The sequence below is a fragment of the Pedobacter sp. Leaf176 genome, from assembly GCF_001424305.1.
Lineage (GTDB): Bacteria > Bacteroidota > Bacteroidia > Sphingobacteriales > Sphingobacteriaceae > Pedobacter.
In genome coordinates this window covers 392069-407218 of the sequence record NZ_LMPD01000006.1, presented here as the reverse complement: position 1 = coordinate 407218, position 15150 = coordinate 392069, and the positions used below count along the sequence as shown (strand labels likewise).

The following is a 15150-nucleotide window of genomic DNA, read 5'->3' as shown; positions in this document are numbered from 1 at the left end:
GAGGTTTATCTATACATTTTATCTGGAGGCATCAGTTCCTCGAACTTTCCGACTTTTTTATTTATTTTTATGCCCTCATGAAAGCACAAAAAGAAACGAATTTCAATTTCCCAAATCAAAGCAATTTTTACAAAGGTAAAGTACGTGATGTTTACACAATCGCCGATAAAGTAATGGTAATGGTCGTGTCTGACCGAATCTCTGCATTCGACGTCGTTCTGCCAGAGGCTATACCTTTTAAAGGTCAGGTTTTAAACCAGATTGCGGCGAAATTTCTCGCCGCCACCCAGGACATCGTTCCAAATTGGGTAATATCTGTTCCAGACCCAATGGTTACAATTGGACGCATCTGTGAGCCTTTTAAGGTTGAAATGGTTATAAGAGGCTATTTGGCTGGCCACGCATGGCGTGAATACAGCGCAGGCAAACGTTCGGTTTGTGGTGTTTCTTTGCCGGATGGCTTAAGAGAGAACGATAAACTGCCTCATCCGATTATTACGCCAACAACAAAAGCATCTGTTGGTCATGATGAGGACATATCGAAAGAAGATATTTTGGCAAAAGGAATCGTTTCTCTAACAGATTATGAAAAGTTAGAAGCATTTACATACGCCTTATATCAACGTGGAACTGAAATCGCGGCGAAAAGTGGGTTAATTTTGGTTGACACCAAGTATGAATTTGGCAAAGCTGACGGTGTTATTTACTTAATTGACGAAATTCATACGCCAGATTCTTCCCGCTATTTTTATGCTGATGGATATGAAGAACGCCAGAATGCCAATGAACCTCAAAAGCAGCTATCAAAAGAATTTGTAAGAAAATGGTTAATTGAAAATGGCTTTCAAGGTAAAGATGGACAGGTTATTCCAGAGATGACGCCGGCGATTGTAAATTCAATTTCTGATCGTTATATAGAGCTCTACGAAAAAATTGTGGGTGAAAGTTTTGTTAAAGCCGATGCAGATGCGATTTCAAGCCGTATAGAAAGCAATGTTCTAAAGGCTTTGGAAACCCTTTAAATTTTTATACATTAGTAAAATAAAGATTAGAAGAGATGAAATTTTCAGTAGATAAACACGACAAATATGTAACCTTAAAGCTTAAGGAGCCTAAGTTTACAAATGATAATGCACCTGGTATAAAATCTGAATTATATTTGCTTAATGCAGAAGGTTTTAAAAACATCATTGTCGACTTAAGCCATGTTAAAGAATGTACTGACGCACAAGACTTAAGCTGTTTATTAGTTGGAGACAGGCTTTGCAAATCGGCCGGTGGCTTATTTATCGTAACCGGAATTAATGATGAAATCGCTCCAATAATAGAATTATCAAACATATTTCAATCTGTAACGTTTGTTAATACATTGGCGGAAGCAACTGATTTTATCTTCATGGATGAATTAGAAAAAGAATTCAGAGGCGACAAATAAAGACAATTAAATAAAAATCCAGGCCTCGTAGTTTTTAAATTCTACGAGGTTTTTTATATCTTATTATTATGAAATTTGAAGTTACAATCCTAGGCAGCAGTTCGGCAACACCTGTTTTTAACAGGAATCCATCGGCGCAGCTACTAAATTGTAATGAAAAATACTATCTTATAGACTGTGGAGAAGGCACGCAGCTCCAATTCACAAAGTATAATCTAAAGGCTGCCCGAATCGATTGTATTTTTATTAGTCACTTGCACGGTGACCACTATTTTGGTTTAATTGGTTTGTTATCCAGTTTGCATTTAAATGGCCGGATAAAGCCTATGCAAATTTTTGGGCCCAAACCACTTTTGGAAATCCTTGAAATTCAATTTAAATATTCTGATACTAATTTAAGGTACTCTATTGAGTTTTTTCCAATCGAAGCTGATGAATCCAGGCAGATTTTTGAGAATCAGGATTTGATTGTCAAAACTATAATTTTAAATCATCGCATTCCAACTACTGGTTTTATCTTTCAACAGAAACAAAGACAGCGCAAGATAATTAAAGATAAAGCCGTATCGATTCCAATGGCTTATTATACGGCATTAAAAAGAGGAATTGATGTAGAATTGCCAAGTGGTGAGATTTTGAAGAGTAATGATTATACTACGCCTGCTGACCCACCAAGAAGTTATGCTTATTGTTCTGACACGATGTATGATGAACGATATTTTCCGATTATAAAAGGTTGCGATACACTTTACCATGAAGCAACCTTTATGCATGAACTGTTAGACAGGGCAAACGAAACCCACCATACAACTGCTTTACAAGCAGGAGAGGTTGCTAAAATTAATGGTGTAAAACGATTAATAATCGGGCATTTTTCATCCCGATACAAAACACTCCAGATGCTTTTGGAAGAAACACAATCCGTTTTTGAGCAAACGGAACTAGCTGTGGAAGGAAGGACCTATCAACTATAGTTTATTCCATCTGACCATAAAGTTAATAGATAAATGGCGCAGGGAGCGCAAGCAGGTCCTTATTAACGTAAATATCAATCCGCGTTTATTTTCTAATCGTGGATACTTTTTGACAGAATTTTGCTCGCTGATGTCTCATAGGCATCATGTCCTAAAATTACATCGGCCATTTTAAAGATCTTTCATTTAATTCAGGATAATTAACGAATTAATACTTTCCTTACTTTCTGTTTTTCCATGGCAGAAAAAACATTTAGCAGAATTTGGTTGCACAAAAAAGCCTTGCAATTTAAAAAAAACAAGGCTTTGTGCTAAAACTTAATTCTTACTTATCTTTTTTATTACCACCTCCAAATACTGAGAAGTGTACATAACGTTTAGGATTAGCTTTTAAATCGATCATTAGCTCATCCAGGTTTTTAGATGCGTTGTTTAAGTTCTGATACATTTTATCATCATTTAATAATAAACCTAAACTTCCTTTACCACTCTTAATGCCTGAAATAACGCTTTGTAGATCTGCTATCGCGTTATTTGCATTATCTAATGTTTCTTTGAAATTAGCTGCTGCAAATTTATCGGTAACCGTGTTAATGTTCGTTAAGATATCACTGATTTTTTTATTGTTATTATTTAAGTTAGCGGTAATGCCTTCAACATTTTTGAAGATTGCTTCAATACGGGCACTTTCGGAACCTACTAAACCATCAACTTTTTTAGAAGTTGTTTCCAGGGAAGCAAGTGTTCCAGCAATGCTGCTAAAACTTTTATCAACATTTTTCTGAAAATTCGGATTCAGTATAGAATTTACGCTACTTAAAATGGAGTCCATTTTCCCGATGATCATCTCGGCTTTTTTCTGTACAGGTTGAACCTGCTCCATTAATCCTTTTTCCACGTTTGCATTCAGGGTAAAACCGTCTTCTGCCATCTTTTTAGAGTTACCCAACGACATTACAATCGCCTTACTGCCTAAAAGGTCAGTACCCTCTAAACGAGCGATACTGTTTTCAGGAATTTCATATTTACTATTTATACTAAGCGTGGCCAGAATAGTTCCGTCCGGCTCTAATTGTAGTGCTGCTACACGTCCGATTTGATATCCATTAATTAAAATGGGTTTAGATACCGTTAAACCGTCAACCCGTGTATACCTGGCAAATAACTTTGTTTCGCTTGAAAAAATAGAGTTACCTTTTAAAAAGTTATAACCAATAATCAACAAAGCAATGGCAAATGCAGCTAAAATGCCAACTTTGGTTTCGTTCTTAATCTTCATGAGTGTTTTCTTTAATGGCTACAGGCGCTAAATTAATCATTATTACCTGCTTGAGCGCTATTGTTGTTCGTCGGTGTTAAATATGTGAATGTGATAACAAATTTAATTATTCATTCTTTAATTTTATTTTAATCGTAAATCATTTATAATGCCAGTTATCTAACTTCTACATTTTTTTTGTATATTTTGATGGCTGCCAAAATAGAACCTGCGATTTCATTCTGTCCTTTCTCGGAGTTTATATATTTTTCTTCCTCCTTATTTGATATAAACCCCACTTCAGTTAAAACAGCAGGCATTCCACATCTTTGTAATACAAGTACACCTTGTTCCTTAACACCTCTGCTTAGGCGAGTATCTCGGCTGGTGTAACTGTTTTGAATTAGTTTTGCAAACTTAATGCTTTTATCGCGAAAGGCATTTTTTAATAGTGACAAAAGTATAAATGAAGTAGGATCATTGGGATCATAGCCTTCATATTTCTTCTTGTAGTTCTTCTCCAGTTTAATATCTGCGTTCTCACGAATAGCAGCATCCTGCTCTTTAAGCCGATGGGAACCTGCAACTAACGTTTCTACACCTTTGATATGCCTACTACCGGGAGGCATGGAATTGCAATGGACAGATATAAATAAATCTGCGTTCGCCTCGTTAGCAATTTCAGCTCTTCTGTATAAATCTACATCGACATCTTTTGTACGGGTGTAAATTACTTTAATGTCCGGAAGCTCTTCCTTCAATTTCGCACCTAGTTTTAAGGCTACTTTCAGGGAAATATCTTTTTCTGTAGAAAAACTACCTGAAGCACCGGGTTTTCTACCACCATGTCCGGCATCAATAACTATTGTTTTTATTTTATAACCTTGAGCTATAGCGACTTGACAAGATATAAGGCTTAAAAGAATTGCAGTTAAGATATTGTTACTCATCAGGACTAGTTAGAAAGATGTTTCTGCTAAACGTTTGTAATTCTTAATTGCTCTGATAATGCCGGTAACAATTTCATTCTGTCCTTCTTGCGAATTCATGTAATCTTCTTCTTCGGGGTTGCTCACAAACCCGATTTCGGTAAGTACGGCAGGCATGGAAGCTCTGGCTAACACCGCCAGGCTCTTTTCTTGTACACCTCTGTTAATTCTGCCAGCGTTGATGTATTCCTGCTGAAGCATAGAGGCAAATTTTAAACTTCTATCTCTATTGGTTTGCTTCATTATCGAAACCATAATATCATTTTCAGGCGTGTTGGCTATAAAACCTTCATAATTTTTCTGATAGTTATCCTCTAAAAACATTGATGCATTCTCACGTTTGATCACCTCATCCTGTTCATCCATTCTGCCCATACCTGATACAAAGGTTTCGGTTCCCCTGGTTGACGTACTTTTGGAAGCAATTGTTCTATAAACAGGAACTTTTCTGCCTTTGACTTTTTTGTAATAATCTACAACACGCGATACGCGAACCGGCATGTCGTTCAGGTGAATCGATATAAATAAGTCTGCTTTTGCATTATTGGCAATGTTGATCCGCTCATATAATGGGATAAAAACATCAGTTTGTCTGGTGTAAATTATTTTAATGTCTTTAATACTATCCTGTAATGCTTTTCCAAGATTTAATGCTGTTTTTAATGCAACGTCCTTTTCTTTGGAATAAACCCCATGCGTAGCACCATCTTTACCACCGTGACCGGCATCTATAACAATTGTTTTAATTTTATATTCTTGCGCATGTAGCTGATAATCAACTATATTTAGGAGTATTGTACAAATAATAAAGGGCAAAAGGTTTTTAAGATACATCAATGGTATATTTTTCACTAATTTTGAACGTTTTTGATTAAACATTTGTGCAAAAATAACATTCAAATACGAATTTGAAACTTCTAAGCAATTCTATTTTACTATTTTCTGTCATTTTATTAACACTAAACGTTAATAAAGCTAACGCATTTTCTGCATTTTCATTGCAGCAAGTAATACAACAAGACACTACAAAGAAGGATACTTCTAAAGTAAATAAAAATAATAACAGCAGCCTTGACCAAAAAGTGGAATACAAAGCAAGGGATTCCATTAGAATGAATAAAGCTGGAAATATTATCTACATGTATGGAAATGCACGGGTAACCTACGGCGATTTTGAATTAGATGCAGATTACATCAGGTATGACCAGAAGAATAATATAATTTTTGCGAGCGGCCGAACGGATCCGAAAACCAAAAGGTATGTAGGCAAGCCAATCTTTAAATCAGGTACTGAAGGTACTGCTATGGCGGATTCTCTTTATTATAATTCTGCTACTACAAGGGCGAAAGTTTTCGGTGTATTTTCAGAACAGGAGGGTGGGTTTTTCTCTGGTGGGCAGAGTAAAAAACAAGCAGACGATGAGGTACATATAAAAAATATGATGTACAGCACCTGTAACTTGCCACATCCGCATTTTGGTTTAATGATAAGCAAAGGGATTGCCACAGAAAAAACCATTATCACCGGACCTGTTTACATGAAGATTGAAGATGTTTCGACGCCTTTTGCCTTGCCATTTGCATTTTTTCCAAAACAAAACAAACGAACATCTGGTATCATGTTGCCTACACCCGGTGAAGATGCATCACGTGGTTTTTTCCTTCAGAATTTTGGATATTATCTGGGTCTAAATGACTATTGGGACGCTAAGTTTCTGGGAACGATTTATACAAATGGTTCTTATGAAACTTCTTTGCAAAGTAATTACACTAAAAGATATAAGTTTAATGGCGGGATAAATATCAATTATGCAAGTACCAGAAATGGTCTTCAGGGTCTGGAAGACGTCGGTAAAAACTTTAGAATAGGCTGGAACCACAGTCAAAATCCAAATGCAAGTCCTGGATCTACATTTACAGCAAGTGTTAATTTAAGTTCTGCTTCCTATTACAAAGCAACCGCTGCCAATTCTACTTATGATCAGCGCGCAATTGCCCAAAACAGTTCAAATAGTAGCATTGCCTACTCAAAAGTATTAGGCGGCGGCTTATTCAATTTTAGCACAGCATTGAGCGCGACTCAGGATTTTGGCTTGGGTACAATTGCTTTGCAGTTACCTACCATGAATCTAAATATGTCTACCATTAGTCCTTTCGATTCTAAAAACCGAACCGGCGAACAAAAATGGTATCAAAGAATTACCGTCGGTTATAGTTTGCAAGGTAACAATAACATCAATACAGCCGATAACATATTATTTAAACCTGAAGGGTTAAGGAAATTACAAACCGGCTTTAGTCATACGATTCCGATTGGAATGAATTTTACCCTACTAAAATATTTAACCTTCAGCATGGGCGGAACCTATAATGAAGTTTGGAATTTTCAAACCATCAATAAGCGGTTCACCACGTTTACTGATGGATCATATACTTCCAGAATGGATACCTTAAGTGGTTTTAAACGTGGTGGAAGTTATAATCTTTCGACAAGTATGTCAACCAAGGTTTATGGAAAAACGAAGGAATTTAAAAATCTGGGCAACATCAAGCAGTTGCGTCATGTGATGACGCCTAGTGTAAGTTTTACCTATTCGCCTGATTTTACGGATCCTTCGAGAGGGATATATAAAGAGGCTATAGATCAAAATGGAAGAAAGATAACAAACACAGGTACTGGTTTACCCTTAACCTATTCAATTTTTGAGGGTACCGCTTTTCCAGGTTCATTTTCAGGCAGGCAGGCCGCAATCGGCTTTACTTTAGATAATACGACAGAATTAAAAGTTAAGTCTAGCAAAGATACAACTGGAACCGGAGAGAGAAAGATTCCTATTATCCAAGGTTTAAGTTTTAGTGGGTCATATAATTTTTTAGCTACAAGAAGAAAGTTGTCTGATATAAGTTTTAGCGGACGTTCTCAATTTACGGATAAATTAGGGATATCATATAACGGGACATTTAATCCATATGTATTGCGCGATTCAATTAATAATGGTGTTTTCGTTCAAAAGTTGGAAGACACGAGGTATTTCTGGCAGGGTGGTCAATTTTTCCCAAGATTGCAAAACATTGGTTTCTCTTTTGATTATAATTTCAATGCAGATGCTTTAAAAAAGAAAAATGAAGCTTACGATAAAACGAAAGATCAAATTGAACAACAGGGAATGACACCATTGCAGTCGGAACAGCTAAATGCTATAAACCGGGATCCCAATGCATTTGTTGATTTTAATATTCCCTGGAACTTTGCTTTCTCTTACCGGTTTGATTATTCAAACATCTTAGGCGTGCAAACAGTTACCAATACTTTAAACTTTAACGGTGATTTTAACCTGACGCCAAAATGGAAATTTACCTTTAACTCCGGTTATGATTTTAAAAATCAAGGCTTGACTCCAATGACACTTGCAATTTATCGCGATTTGCATTGTTGGGATATGAGCGTAAACTGGATACCGTACGGTGCTTACAAGAGTTATTCAGTAACTATCAAAGTTAAAGCGTCAATTCTACAGGATTTAAAATTAAGTAAAAGACAGGGCTTTTACAGTACAGGATATTAATATGTTAGCCGAAATCATAACTATTGGCGATGAAATCCTCATTGGCCAAATCGTTGACACCAATTCAGCATGGATGGCACGTCAATTAAATTTAACTGGAATTTCAGTTAAACAGATTACCTCAGTTTCTGATGATGAAAATCACATTCTCCAAAGTTTGGCTGATGCAGAACAACGTGCTGATGTAATTTTAATTACAGGTGGTTTAGGCCCTACAAAAGATGATATAACCAAAAAAACATTGGCAAAGTATTTCAACATGAGCTTTCGCAGAGATGCAGGATCATTAGAAATGGTCAGGCAAATTTTCGAGAAATACAAGCGCCCACTATTGGATATTAATATGCAGCAAGCAGATGTACCGGACGGCTGCGAAGTCATTGTAAATAAAAATGGGACAGCTCCTTGTATGTGGTTTGAGCAAAATAATAAGATTTTTGTATCAATGCCCGGTGTGCCTTACGAGATGATGTATTTAATGGACGATGAAGTGTTGCCAAGAATTAAATCGCGGTTCAAATTACCATCGATCGTTCATAAGACCATTCTAACAGCAAATATTGGTGAATCGTTTTTAGCGAAGGAAATAGAAGAAATTGAAGATGGCTTGCCATCTCATATAAAACTTGCTTATTTACCTAAACTGGGTCAGGTGCGTTTACGTTTATCTGCCAGCGGTGAAAATGAAATGGCCGTGAATAAGGAAGTTGAGGCTTATGCACAACAAATTATAGCAAGGATTAAAAAGCATGTTGTAATTGATGAAGATATTCCGCTGGAGCAAGCCATTCTGAATATCATGAAAGCCAAAGGACTAACTTTATCTACTGCAGAGAGTTGTACGGGTGGCTATATCGCACATTTAATTACCCAGCATCCTGGTTGTTCTTCAGTTTATTGGGGCGGAGCAGTAGCTTACGCATATGAATTGAAAGAATCTATATTAGGTGTTAAGGAAAGTACTTTAACCAGGTTTGGAGCAGTAAGTGAAGAAACTGTTACTGAAATGGCTGAAGGCGCCATCAAGCATTTCAAGACAGATTATTCAATTGCAGTAAGTGGCATTGCCGGACCAGATGGAGGTACAGATGATAAACCAGTTGGCACGGTGTGGATAGCAATTTCATCTAAAAATAAAACGGTAGCTAAAGTGTTTGATTTCAGTAATAAACGCTTTCAAAATATAGAACGTTCCGCGGCATCAGCTTTGATGATGTTATTAAATCTACTTAGAGAAGACCTACACGACGAATAAAAACTGTATTTTTGTCGCGATACCAATATATAATACTGTAATTTATATGGCTCAATACGATCTATTGTTACCAAAAATGGGTGAGAGTGTTGCTGAAGCAACCGTAATAAAATGGGTAAAGCAAATTGGCGATTCCATTGAATTAGATGATACAATTTTAGAAATCGCAACTGATAAGGTTGATTCTGAAGTTCCTTCACCTGTCGCTGGAAAATTGGTGAAGCAATTATTCAAAGAAGATGAAGTTGCCCAGGTTGGAGATGTAATTGCCATCATCGAAACCGAAGGTGGAACCGATCCCCGAGAGATTACTCCATCTGCGCCGGTTGTTGAAGAAAAACCAGAAACCATTCCTGGTATAGAACAACTTCCGGAAGAAAAATCAGCTGCCGTTCAAACAGATTTTACATCATCAGAACGTTTCTATTCGCCATTGGTAAAAAGTATTGCTGCTCAGGAAAATATTTCTTTGGCCGAACTGGATTCAATTAAAGGTTCCGGAGCCGATGGTCGTTTAAATAAAGATGATTTATTAAATTACATTTCCGGCAAGGGCGGACAACAGGCAATTAAAACTCAAACTGTCGAGTTAATTCCTCCCGCTCCGCCAGCATACGAAGCTATAGCGAACAATCCAGTTGCAGCTACTCAAACTACAATAAATAAAACATCAACAACCAGCATTAGTGGGGGTGATGAAATTATTGAAATGGATAGAATGCGCAAGCTTATTGCCGATCATATGGTGATGAGTAAAACAACTTCTCCCCATGTAACTTCTTTTGTCGAGGCCGATGTAACCAATATGGTTTTATGGCGTAATAAAGTAAAAAATAGTTTCGAGAAACGTGAAAATGAAAAAATTACTTTTACTCCGATTTTTGTTGAGGCCGTTGCAAAAGCAATTAAAGATTTCCCAATGATTAATGTTTCGGTTAATGGAACTCAAATTATTAAGAAACGCGACATCAATATTGGTATGGCTGCTGCTTTACCAAGTGGAAATTTAATTGTTCCGGTTATAAAAAATGCCGACCAGCTTAATTTAGTTGGTTTAACCAAAGCAGTTAATGATTTAGCCGCCAGAGCAAGGATTTCCAAACTTAAGCCCGATGAAACCCAAGGTGGAACTTTTACACTGACTAATGTAGGCTCCTTCGGAAACGTAATGGGCACACCCATTATCAATCAGCCACAGGTTGCTATTTTAGCAGTAGGCGCTATAAAAAAGAAACCGGCAGTTTTAGAAACTGAACACGGAGATGTGATTGCCATACGCCACATGATGTTCCTTTCATTATCTTATGACCACAGAGTTGTAGATGGTTCCTTAGGAGGGATGTTTGTTCGTAGAGTCGCTGATTATTTAGAGAACTGGGACTTTAACAGAGAAATTTAGTCTTTCAAAATTAATTACATCAATCACCAAGCAGGAATAAAAAGTCTTAATTATATAGAATGTTAGATTCAGTTTTAAATTTAATAGTTAGCGATAATATATTGCATGCCAAATGGTTAAACACATTGTCTTTTATGGAGAATGCAGGTGCAAAGAAGATTTCGGCATCAGAACATAAGACGAATGTAAACCTTATAATTCTGAAACATGCTGCAGAGGAACATCGACATGCTTATTATTTAAAAAAACAAATTTCAAAAGTAAATGATGAATTATGCAAAACTTATACTAATGAAGAATTACTATGTCCTAACCATACAAAATACTATTTACATGCTTTAGATATAGCCGTTTGCAGATATCTAAAGGATAAATTTGACCTTTCCGGTTATGATTTAAAGTTCGCGGCTTACCTTTATGTTACTTATGCTATTGAAGTACGTGCTGATGAGCTTTATCCGGTTTATCAGACTATATTAGACGAGGTTAAAAGTAAGGTTAATGTGAAGTCTATTATTTTGGAGGAAGAAGGGCATTTAGAGGAAATGATTAATCAATTGGTTGGATTTTCCGACGACTGGGAAAGCCATGCGTTAGAAATAATTAAAATAGAAAAGGGTTTATTCGATAATTGGGTAGGTGCTTTGCATGCTGAATTAGAAAATTCCGCAAAACTGATTTTATAACTTGCACATCAATTTATAGAATCAACAAACTAAAATAAGGTTAGCTTGTTTTAAATAAAATTACATACTATGTCCAAGTTTTCAGAATTAATAAATGGAGATAAACCTGTTTTAGTAGATTTTTTTGCAGAATGGTGTGGTCCTTGCAAAATGATGAAACCGATTTTAGAAGAATTAAAATCACAGGTTGGTGATTCCGTTTCAATAGTCAAAGTTGACATAGATAAAAATCAAGGGGCTGCAGCAGCTTATTCCGTTCAAAGCGTACCAACTCTAATGCTATTTAAACAAGGCAAACAAGTATGGCGTCAAAGCGGCGTACTACAAGCCTTGCAGTTAAGGCAAATAATAGATTCTCATTCCTGATTAAACCTCTAGCACACTGTTAGGAGTAACTGCAAATATTTGTTCATTTGTTTTGGGATAAATATTATACAAGCCAGTAAACGTACTGAAAGCTGGCAAAACTGCATAGTCCCTACCAAAATAAAAGCAAGGAAATTTTAACCGTTGCTTTGCTCTCCCCACAATGGTTACACCTGGATGGACGTGACCGCTAATTGGATATAATTCTTCCTCTGTACATTTTGGTGCATCGTGAATGAAGCAAAAAGGACCGAGGCAAAAACTCGGTTCATGGATATCAATTTGCATGGATGCATAATCTGCATATGCTAATCTGTCGTGATTTCCTTTCACCAATAAGAAGTTCAATTCTCTAAATTGTTTTCTCCATCTTGCAAATTCGTCTATATCGGAGTTTAAACCATGATGAAACATGTCGCCGTTAATTAACAAAGTTTGTGGTTTGTATTTTTCAATGAGCAAATTTAATCTATGTAAATCATTTTGGGCAATGGTTGATGGCACCTGAACACCAGCTGAACGAAAATGTGCGGATTTGCCCAAATGCAAGTCGCTGATGGCTAACAGTTGGTGTTGCGGTAAATATAAAGCCCTTTCTTTATCTAAAATCAGTTCTTCTCCGTGGCTTGTAATGGTCATTATTTTCCTGCTGTGTCATCCTTAGTCTGTCGAAGCATTTACTATGTGTTTCGACATTCTCAACATGACAGTTGATTTTATGCTACTTAAATTTCTCTGATTCGGCTTTCATTCTGGCAATTCTTTGTTCCAATTCCTCCGAACTCATATTTTCCCTTAAACTATCAACCTTTATCGGAAATGATAAGGGCGTAAAACTTTTCGGGTTTGTAATTACAACTGCACTATTTTGAATTCGCTCTAAAGCGGCTGCCAGTCTGGGTTCTTCCAACTGCTGATAAAAAACTTCATCGTAAGCCTGGCGCAAAAGTAAATTATGTTTGTCGTAATCGCTAAAAACATTGAAAAATAAACCTGCGGATGACTGGAGATGTTTATTGGCAACATATTTTCCGGGATAGCCTTGAAAAACCAAACCAGAAATACAGGCGATATCACGAAATTTCCTGCGTGCCATTTCTGTTGAATTGATGCTCAAAGTAATGTCTTCAGTCAGGTTTTTTGGGGAGAAAACTTCGTAAGCTATCGATTCATCCATTGGAATTTCGGTTTCACTCAATAATTCAAACCCATAATCGTTCATCGCTATAGAAAAACTAATGGGTAAGAGTTTACTTAAACGATAGGCCACTAATGCTGCTAAGACTTCATGTACCAATCGGCCTTCAAATGGGTAGGCAAAAAGGTGGAAACCCTCCTTATTATTGATGAGTTCGATTAACAATTCATCATTTCGCGGTACCTGCGAACGTTTTTCCTGTAGCAGAAACAATGGATAAACCGAGTCCAGTTCTTCATCCTGATGTGTTTTATCCAGGGCCTCATTGTATTTTTTGCGCAATACCGAACCTAAGTTTGAAGATAGTGGTAATCGTCCTCCATTCCAGCTCGGCGAAATGGCATTATGTTGTTTGCTCACCCGAACGATTACCGTCATGTCTTTAACCTGAATAAATTCTAAAACACGACCGGCCAACCTAAAGTTATCGCCAGCTTTCAGGCGCGTAACGAAATATTCTTCCACCATGCCAATGTAGCCACCAGAAAGGAATTTGACTTTCAACATGGCATCACTCACAATGGTACCAATGTGTAAACGATGCCGCATAGCGAGCTGCCTGCTTTTTACTTTCCACAATCCATCGTCATCTTTTGTAACCTTTTTAAACTCATTGTAAGCACTTAAGCTATCTCCACCTGATGTAATAAATTGCATAACCCAGGTCCACTCTTCTGGTAAAATAAGTTTAAAGGCATGCGTATTTTTTACCTCTTCGTAAATTACCTTATCATCGAATCCATCGCCGATCGCCAACGTAACCAGGTATTGAATCAAGGTGTCGAAAACCATAATAAAAGGCTCACGACGCTCTATGTTGTTTGTTTTAGCAGCTTCTTTAATTGCAGCAGCCTCGACTAATTCTAGTGCATGAGTGGGCAGAAAGTATATTTTTGAAACCTCATGTGGCGAGTGCCCGGACCTGCCGGCACGTTGCAAAAAACGCGCAACACCCTTTGGAGAACCAACTTGCACTACCGTATCAACAGGTTTGAAATCTACACCCAAATCCAACGATGATGTTGCAATAACTGCTTTTAACTGGCCGGTATGCAGGGCATCTTCAATCCAGTTACGCAATTCAAAATCTATTGAGCCATGATGGATTGCAATTCTACCAGCTAAATCAGGTTCAATATTTAGTAAATGCTGGTACCACATTTCCGATTGCCCTCGTGTATTGATGAAGATTAGCGTGGTTTTACTTTTTTCGATGATTGGAAGCAGTTTATAGGCCAGTTTTAAACCCAAATGCCCGGCCCAGGGTAGCGTTTCAATATCATCAGGAAGAATAGATTTTATAATGATTTTTTTCTCTAAATCGGCTTTTATGATAACTCTTTTTGCTTCTTCGTTAGGTTCTAAAACATCAAGTGCCTCTTCAATATTGCCAATGGTTGCAGAAATTCCCCAGACCCTTAAAAATTGATTTTTCTCTGATTTTTGCAGGCCTTTAATTCTGGAAACAGCAAGCTCGACCAACACGCCACGTTTACTTCCTAACAGTTCGTGCCATTCATCAGCAACAATACATTTCAGGTTTTTAAACAAAGTTGATGACCCCTTTTGTGCCAGTAAAAGGTGTAAGCTTTCTGGTGTAATTAGTAAAATTTCCGGAATTGATTTTTTTTGCTGTACCTTTTCAGCCTGTGAAGTATCTCCGTTCCTAACCCCAACATGCCAATCTAATTCGAGTTCGGTTAATGTTTCCCGCATCGCTCTTGCAAGATCTTTTGCAAGGGATCGAAGTGGGGTAATCCAGATCAGTTGTAAACGGTCTTTTGCTTTTTTGTTACGCTCCTCTGAAGCATTTAACGCCTCGATGGCAACGGCCAAGAATAAAGAGAACGTTTTTCCGAAACCTGTTGGCGCATTTACCAATCCGCTGTAACCGTTCAGGTAATTTTGCCAGGCATCTTCCTGAAATTTAAATGGCTTGCGACCGTTGGCTTTAAGCCATTGCTTAATTTTTTTGTAGCCTTTGGTTTTCGTTTGGTCCATGTATAGTTATAATATTTGAGCAG

Annotated in this window: 13 protein-coding genes; 8 read left to right on the top strand and 5 right to left on the bottom strand. The window is 37.2% G+C overall.

The genetic code is table 11. The features are described from left to right. Nucleotides 1-77: 77 nt before the first annotated feature. From ASF92_RS17760 to ASF92_RS17750, 3 genes are all read left to right on the top strand, one after another. A complete protein-coding gene (locus ASF92_RS17760; protein WP_056096394.1) occupies nucleotides 78-1022 on the top strand; it encodes a phosphoribosylaminoimidazolesuccinocarboxamide synthase in 945 nt (314 codons plus the stop codon). A gap of 35 nt (nucleotides 1023-1057) precedes the next feature. Next, nucleotides 1058-1435, top strand: a complete 378-nt coding sequence (locus tag ASF92_RS17755; RefSeq protein ID WP_056096391.1) for an STAS domain-containing protein — start codon at nucleotides 1058-1060, stop codon at nucleotides 1433-1435. 68 nt (nucleotides 1436-1503) lie between these two features. Further along, complete coding sequence (locus ASF92_RS17750) at nucleotides 1504-2409, top strand: ribonuclease Z (protein WP_056096388.1); 906 nt, start codon at nucleotides 1504-1506, stop codon at nucleotides 2407-2409. Between the two features lie 325 nt (nucleotides 2410-2734). On the opposite strand, the gene ASF92_RS17745 is transcribed toward ASF92_RS17750, so the two are convergent. The 3 genes from ASF92_RS17745 to ASF92_RS17735 all read right to left on the bottom strand — a co-directional run bounded on the left by ASF92_RS17745 (nucleotide 2735) and on the right by ASF92_RS17735 (nucleotide 5535). Next, entirely contained in the window at nucleotides 2735-3688 is a 954-nt protein-coding gene (locus tag ASF92_RS17745; RefSeq protein ID WP_056096385.1) for an MlaD family protein, read from the bottom strand. 155 nt (nucleotides 3689-3843) lie between these two features. Beyond that, nucleotides 3844-4617, bottom strand: coding sequence for an N-acetylmuramoyl-L-alanine amidase (locus tag ASF92_RS17740; RefSeq protein WP_056096382.1), 774 nt, complete (start codon nucleotides 4615-4617; stop codon nucleotides 3844-3846). A 9-nt stretch (nucleotides 4618-4626) separates the two neighbouring features. Next, nucleotides 4627-5535: an N-acetylmuramoyl-L-alanine amidase gene (locus ASF92_RS17735; protein ID WP_231729858.1), complete on the bottom strand. Its 909-nt coding sequence runs from the start codon at nucleotides 5533-5535 to the stop codon at nucleotides 4627-4629. 29 nt (nucleotides 5536-5564) lie between these two features. Between ASF92_RS17735 and ASF92_RS17730 the strand changes: the two genes are divergently transcribed. The 5 genes from ASF92_RS17730 (at nucleotide 5565) to trxA (ending at nucleotide 11928) form a co-directional block, all read left to right on the top strand. Further along, nucleotides 5565-8222: a putative LPS assembly protein LptD gene (locus tag ASF92_RS17730; protein WP_056096380.1), complete on the top strand. Its 2658-nt coding sequence runs from the start codon at nucleotides 5565-5567 to the stop codon at nucleotides 8220-8222. Nucleotide 8223: 1 nt separating this feature from the next. Beyond that, on the top strand, nucleotides 8224-9477 hold the full coding sequence (locus tag ASF92_RS17725; protein ID WP_056096377.1) for a competence/damage-inducible protein A: 1254 nt from the start codon (nucleotides 8224-8226) through the stop codon (nucleotides 9475-9477). 46 nt (nucleotides 9478-9523) lie between these two features. Beyond that, nucleotides 9524-10876 carry a dihydrolipoamide acetyltransferase family protein gene (locus ASF92_RS17720; protein ID WP_056096375.1) on the top strand — a complete coding sequence of 451 codons (1353 nt, stop codon included), beginning with the start codon at nucleotides 9524-9526 and terminating at the stop codon, nucleotides 10874-10876. Nucleotides 10877-10935: 59 nt separating this feature from the next. Next, the gene (locus tag ASF92_RS17715) at nucleotides 10936-11562 is read left to right on the top strand and encodes a hypothetical protein (protein ID WP_056096372.1); all 627 of its coding nucleotides are present in this window, start codon (nucleotides 10936-10938) and stop codon (nucleotides 11560-11562) included. 69 nt (nucleotides 11563-11631) lie between these two features. Beyond that, nucleotides 11632-11928, top strand: coding sequence for a thioredoxin (trxA, locus tag ASF92_RS17710; protein ID WP_056096367.1), 297 nt, complete (start codon nucleotides 11632-11634; stop codon nucleotides 11926-11928). Here trxA and pdeM read toward each other — a convergent pair whose 3' ends face one another. Together pdeM and ASF92_RS17700 are read right to left on the bottom strand one after the other, a co-directional pair. Continuing rightward, nucleotides 11929-12567 (bottom strand): ligase-associated DNA damage response endonuclease PdeM, encoded by a 639-nt coding sequence (gene pdeM / locus ASF92_RS17705; protein ID WP_056096363.1) that lies wholly within the window; start codon nucleotides 12565-12567, stop codon nucleotides 11929-11931. It abuts the gene before it with no gap. An 82-nt stretch (nucleotides 12568-12649) separates the two neighbouring features. Further along, a complete protein-coding gene (locus tag ASF92_RS17700) occupies nucleotides 12650-15127 on the bottom strand; it encodes a ligase-associated DNA damage response DEXH box helicase (protein WP_056096360.1) in 2478 nt (825 codons plus the stop codon). Nucleotides 15128-15150: the final 23 nt, after the last annotated feature.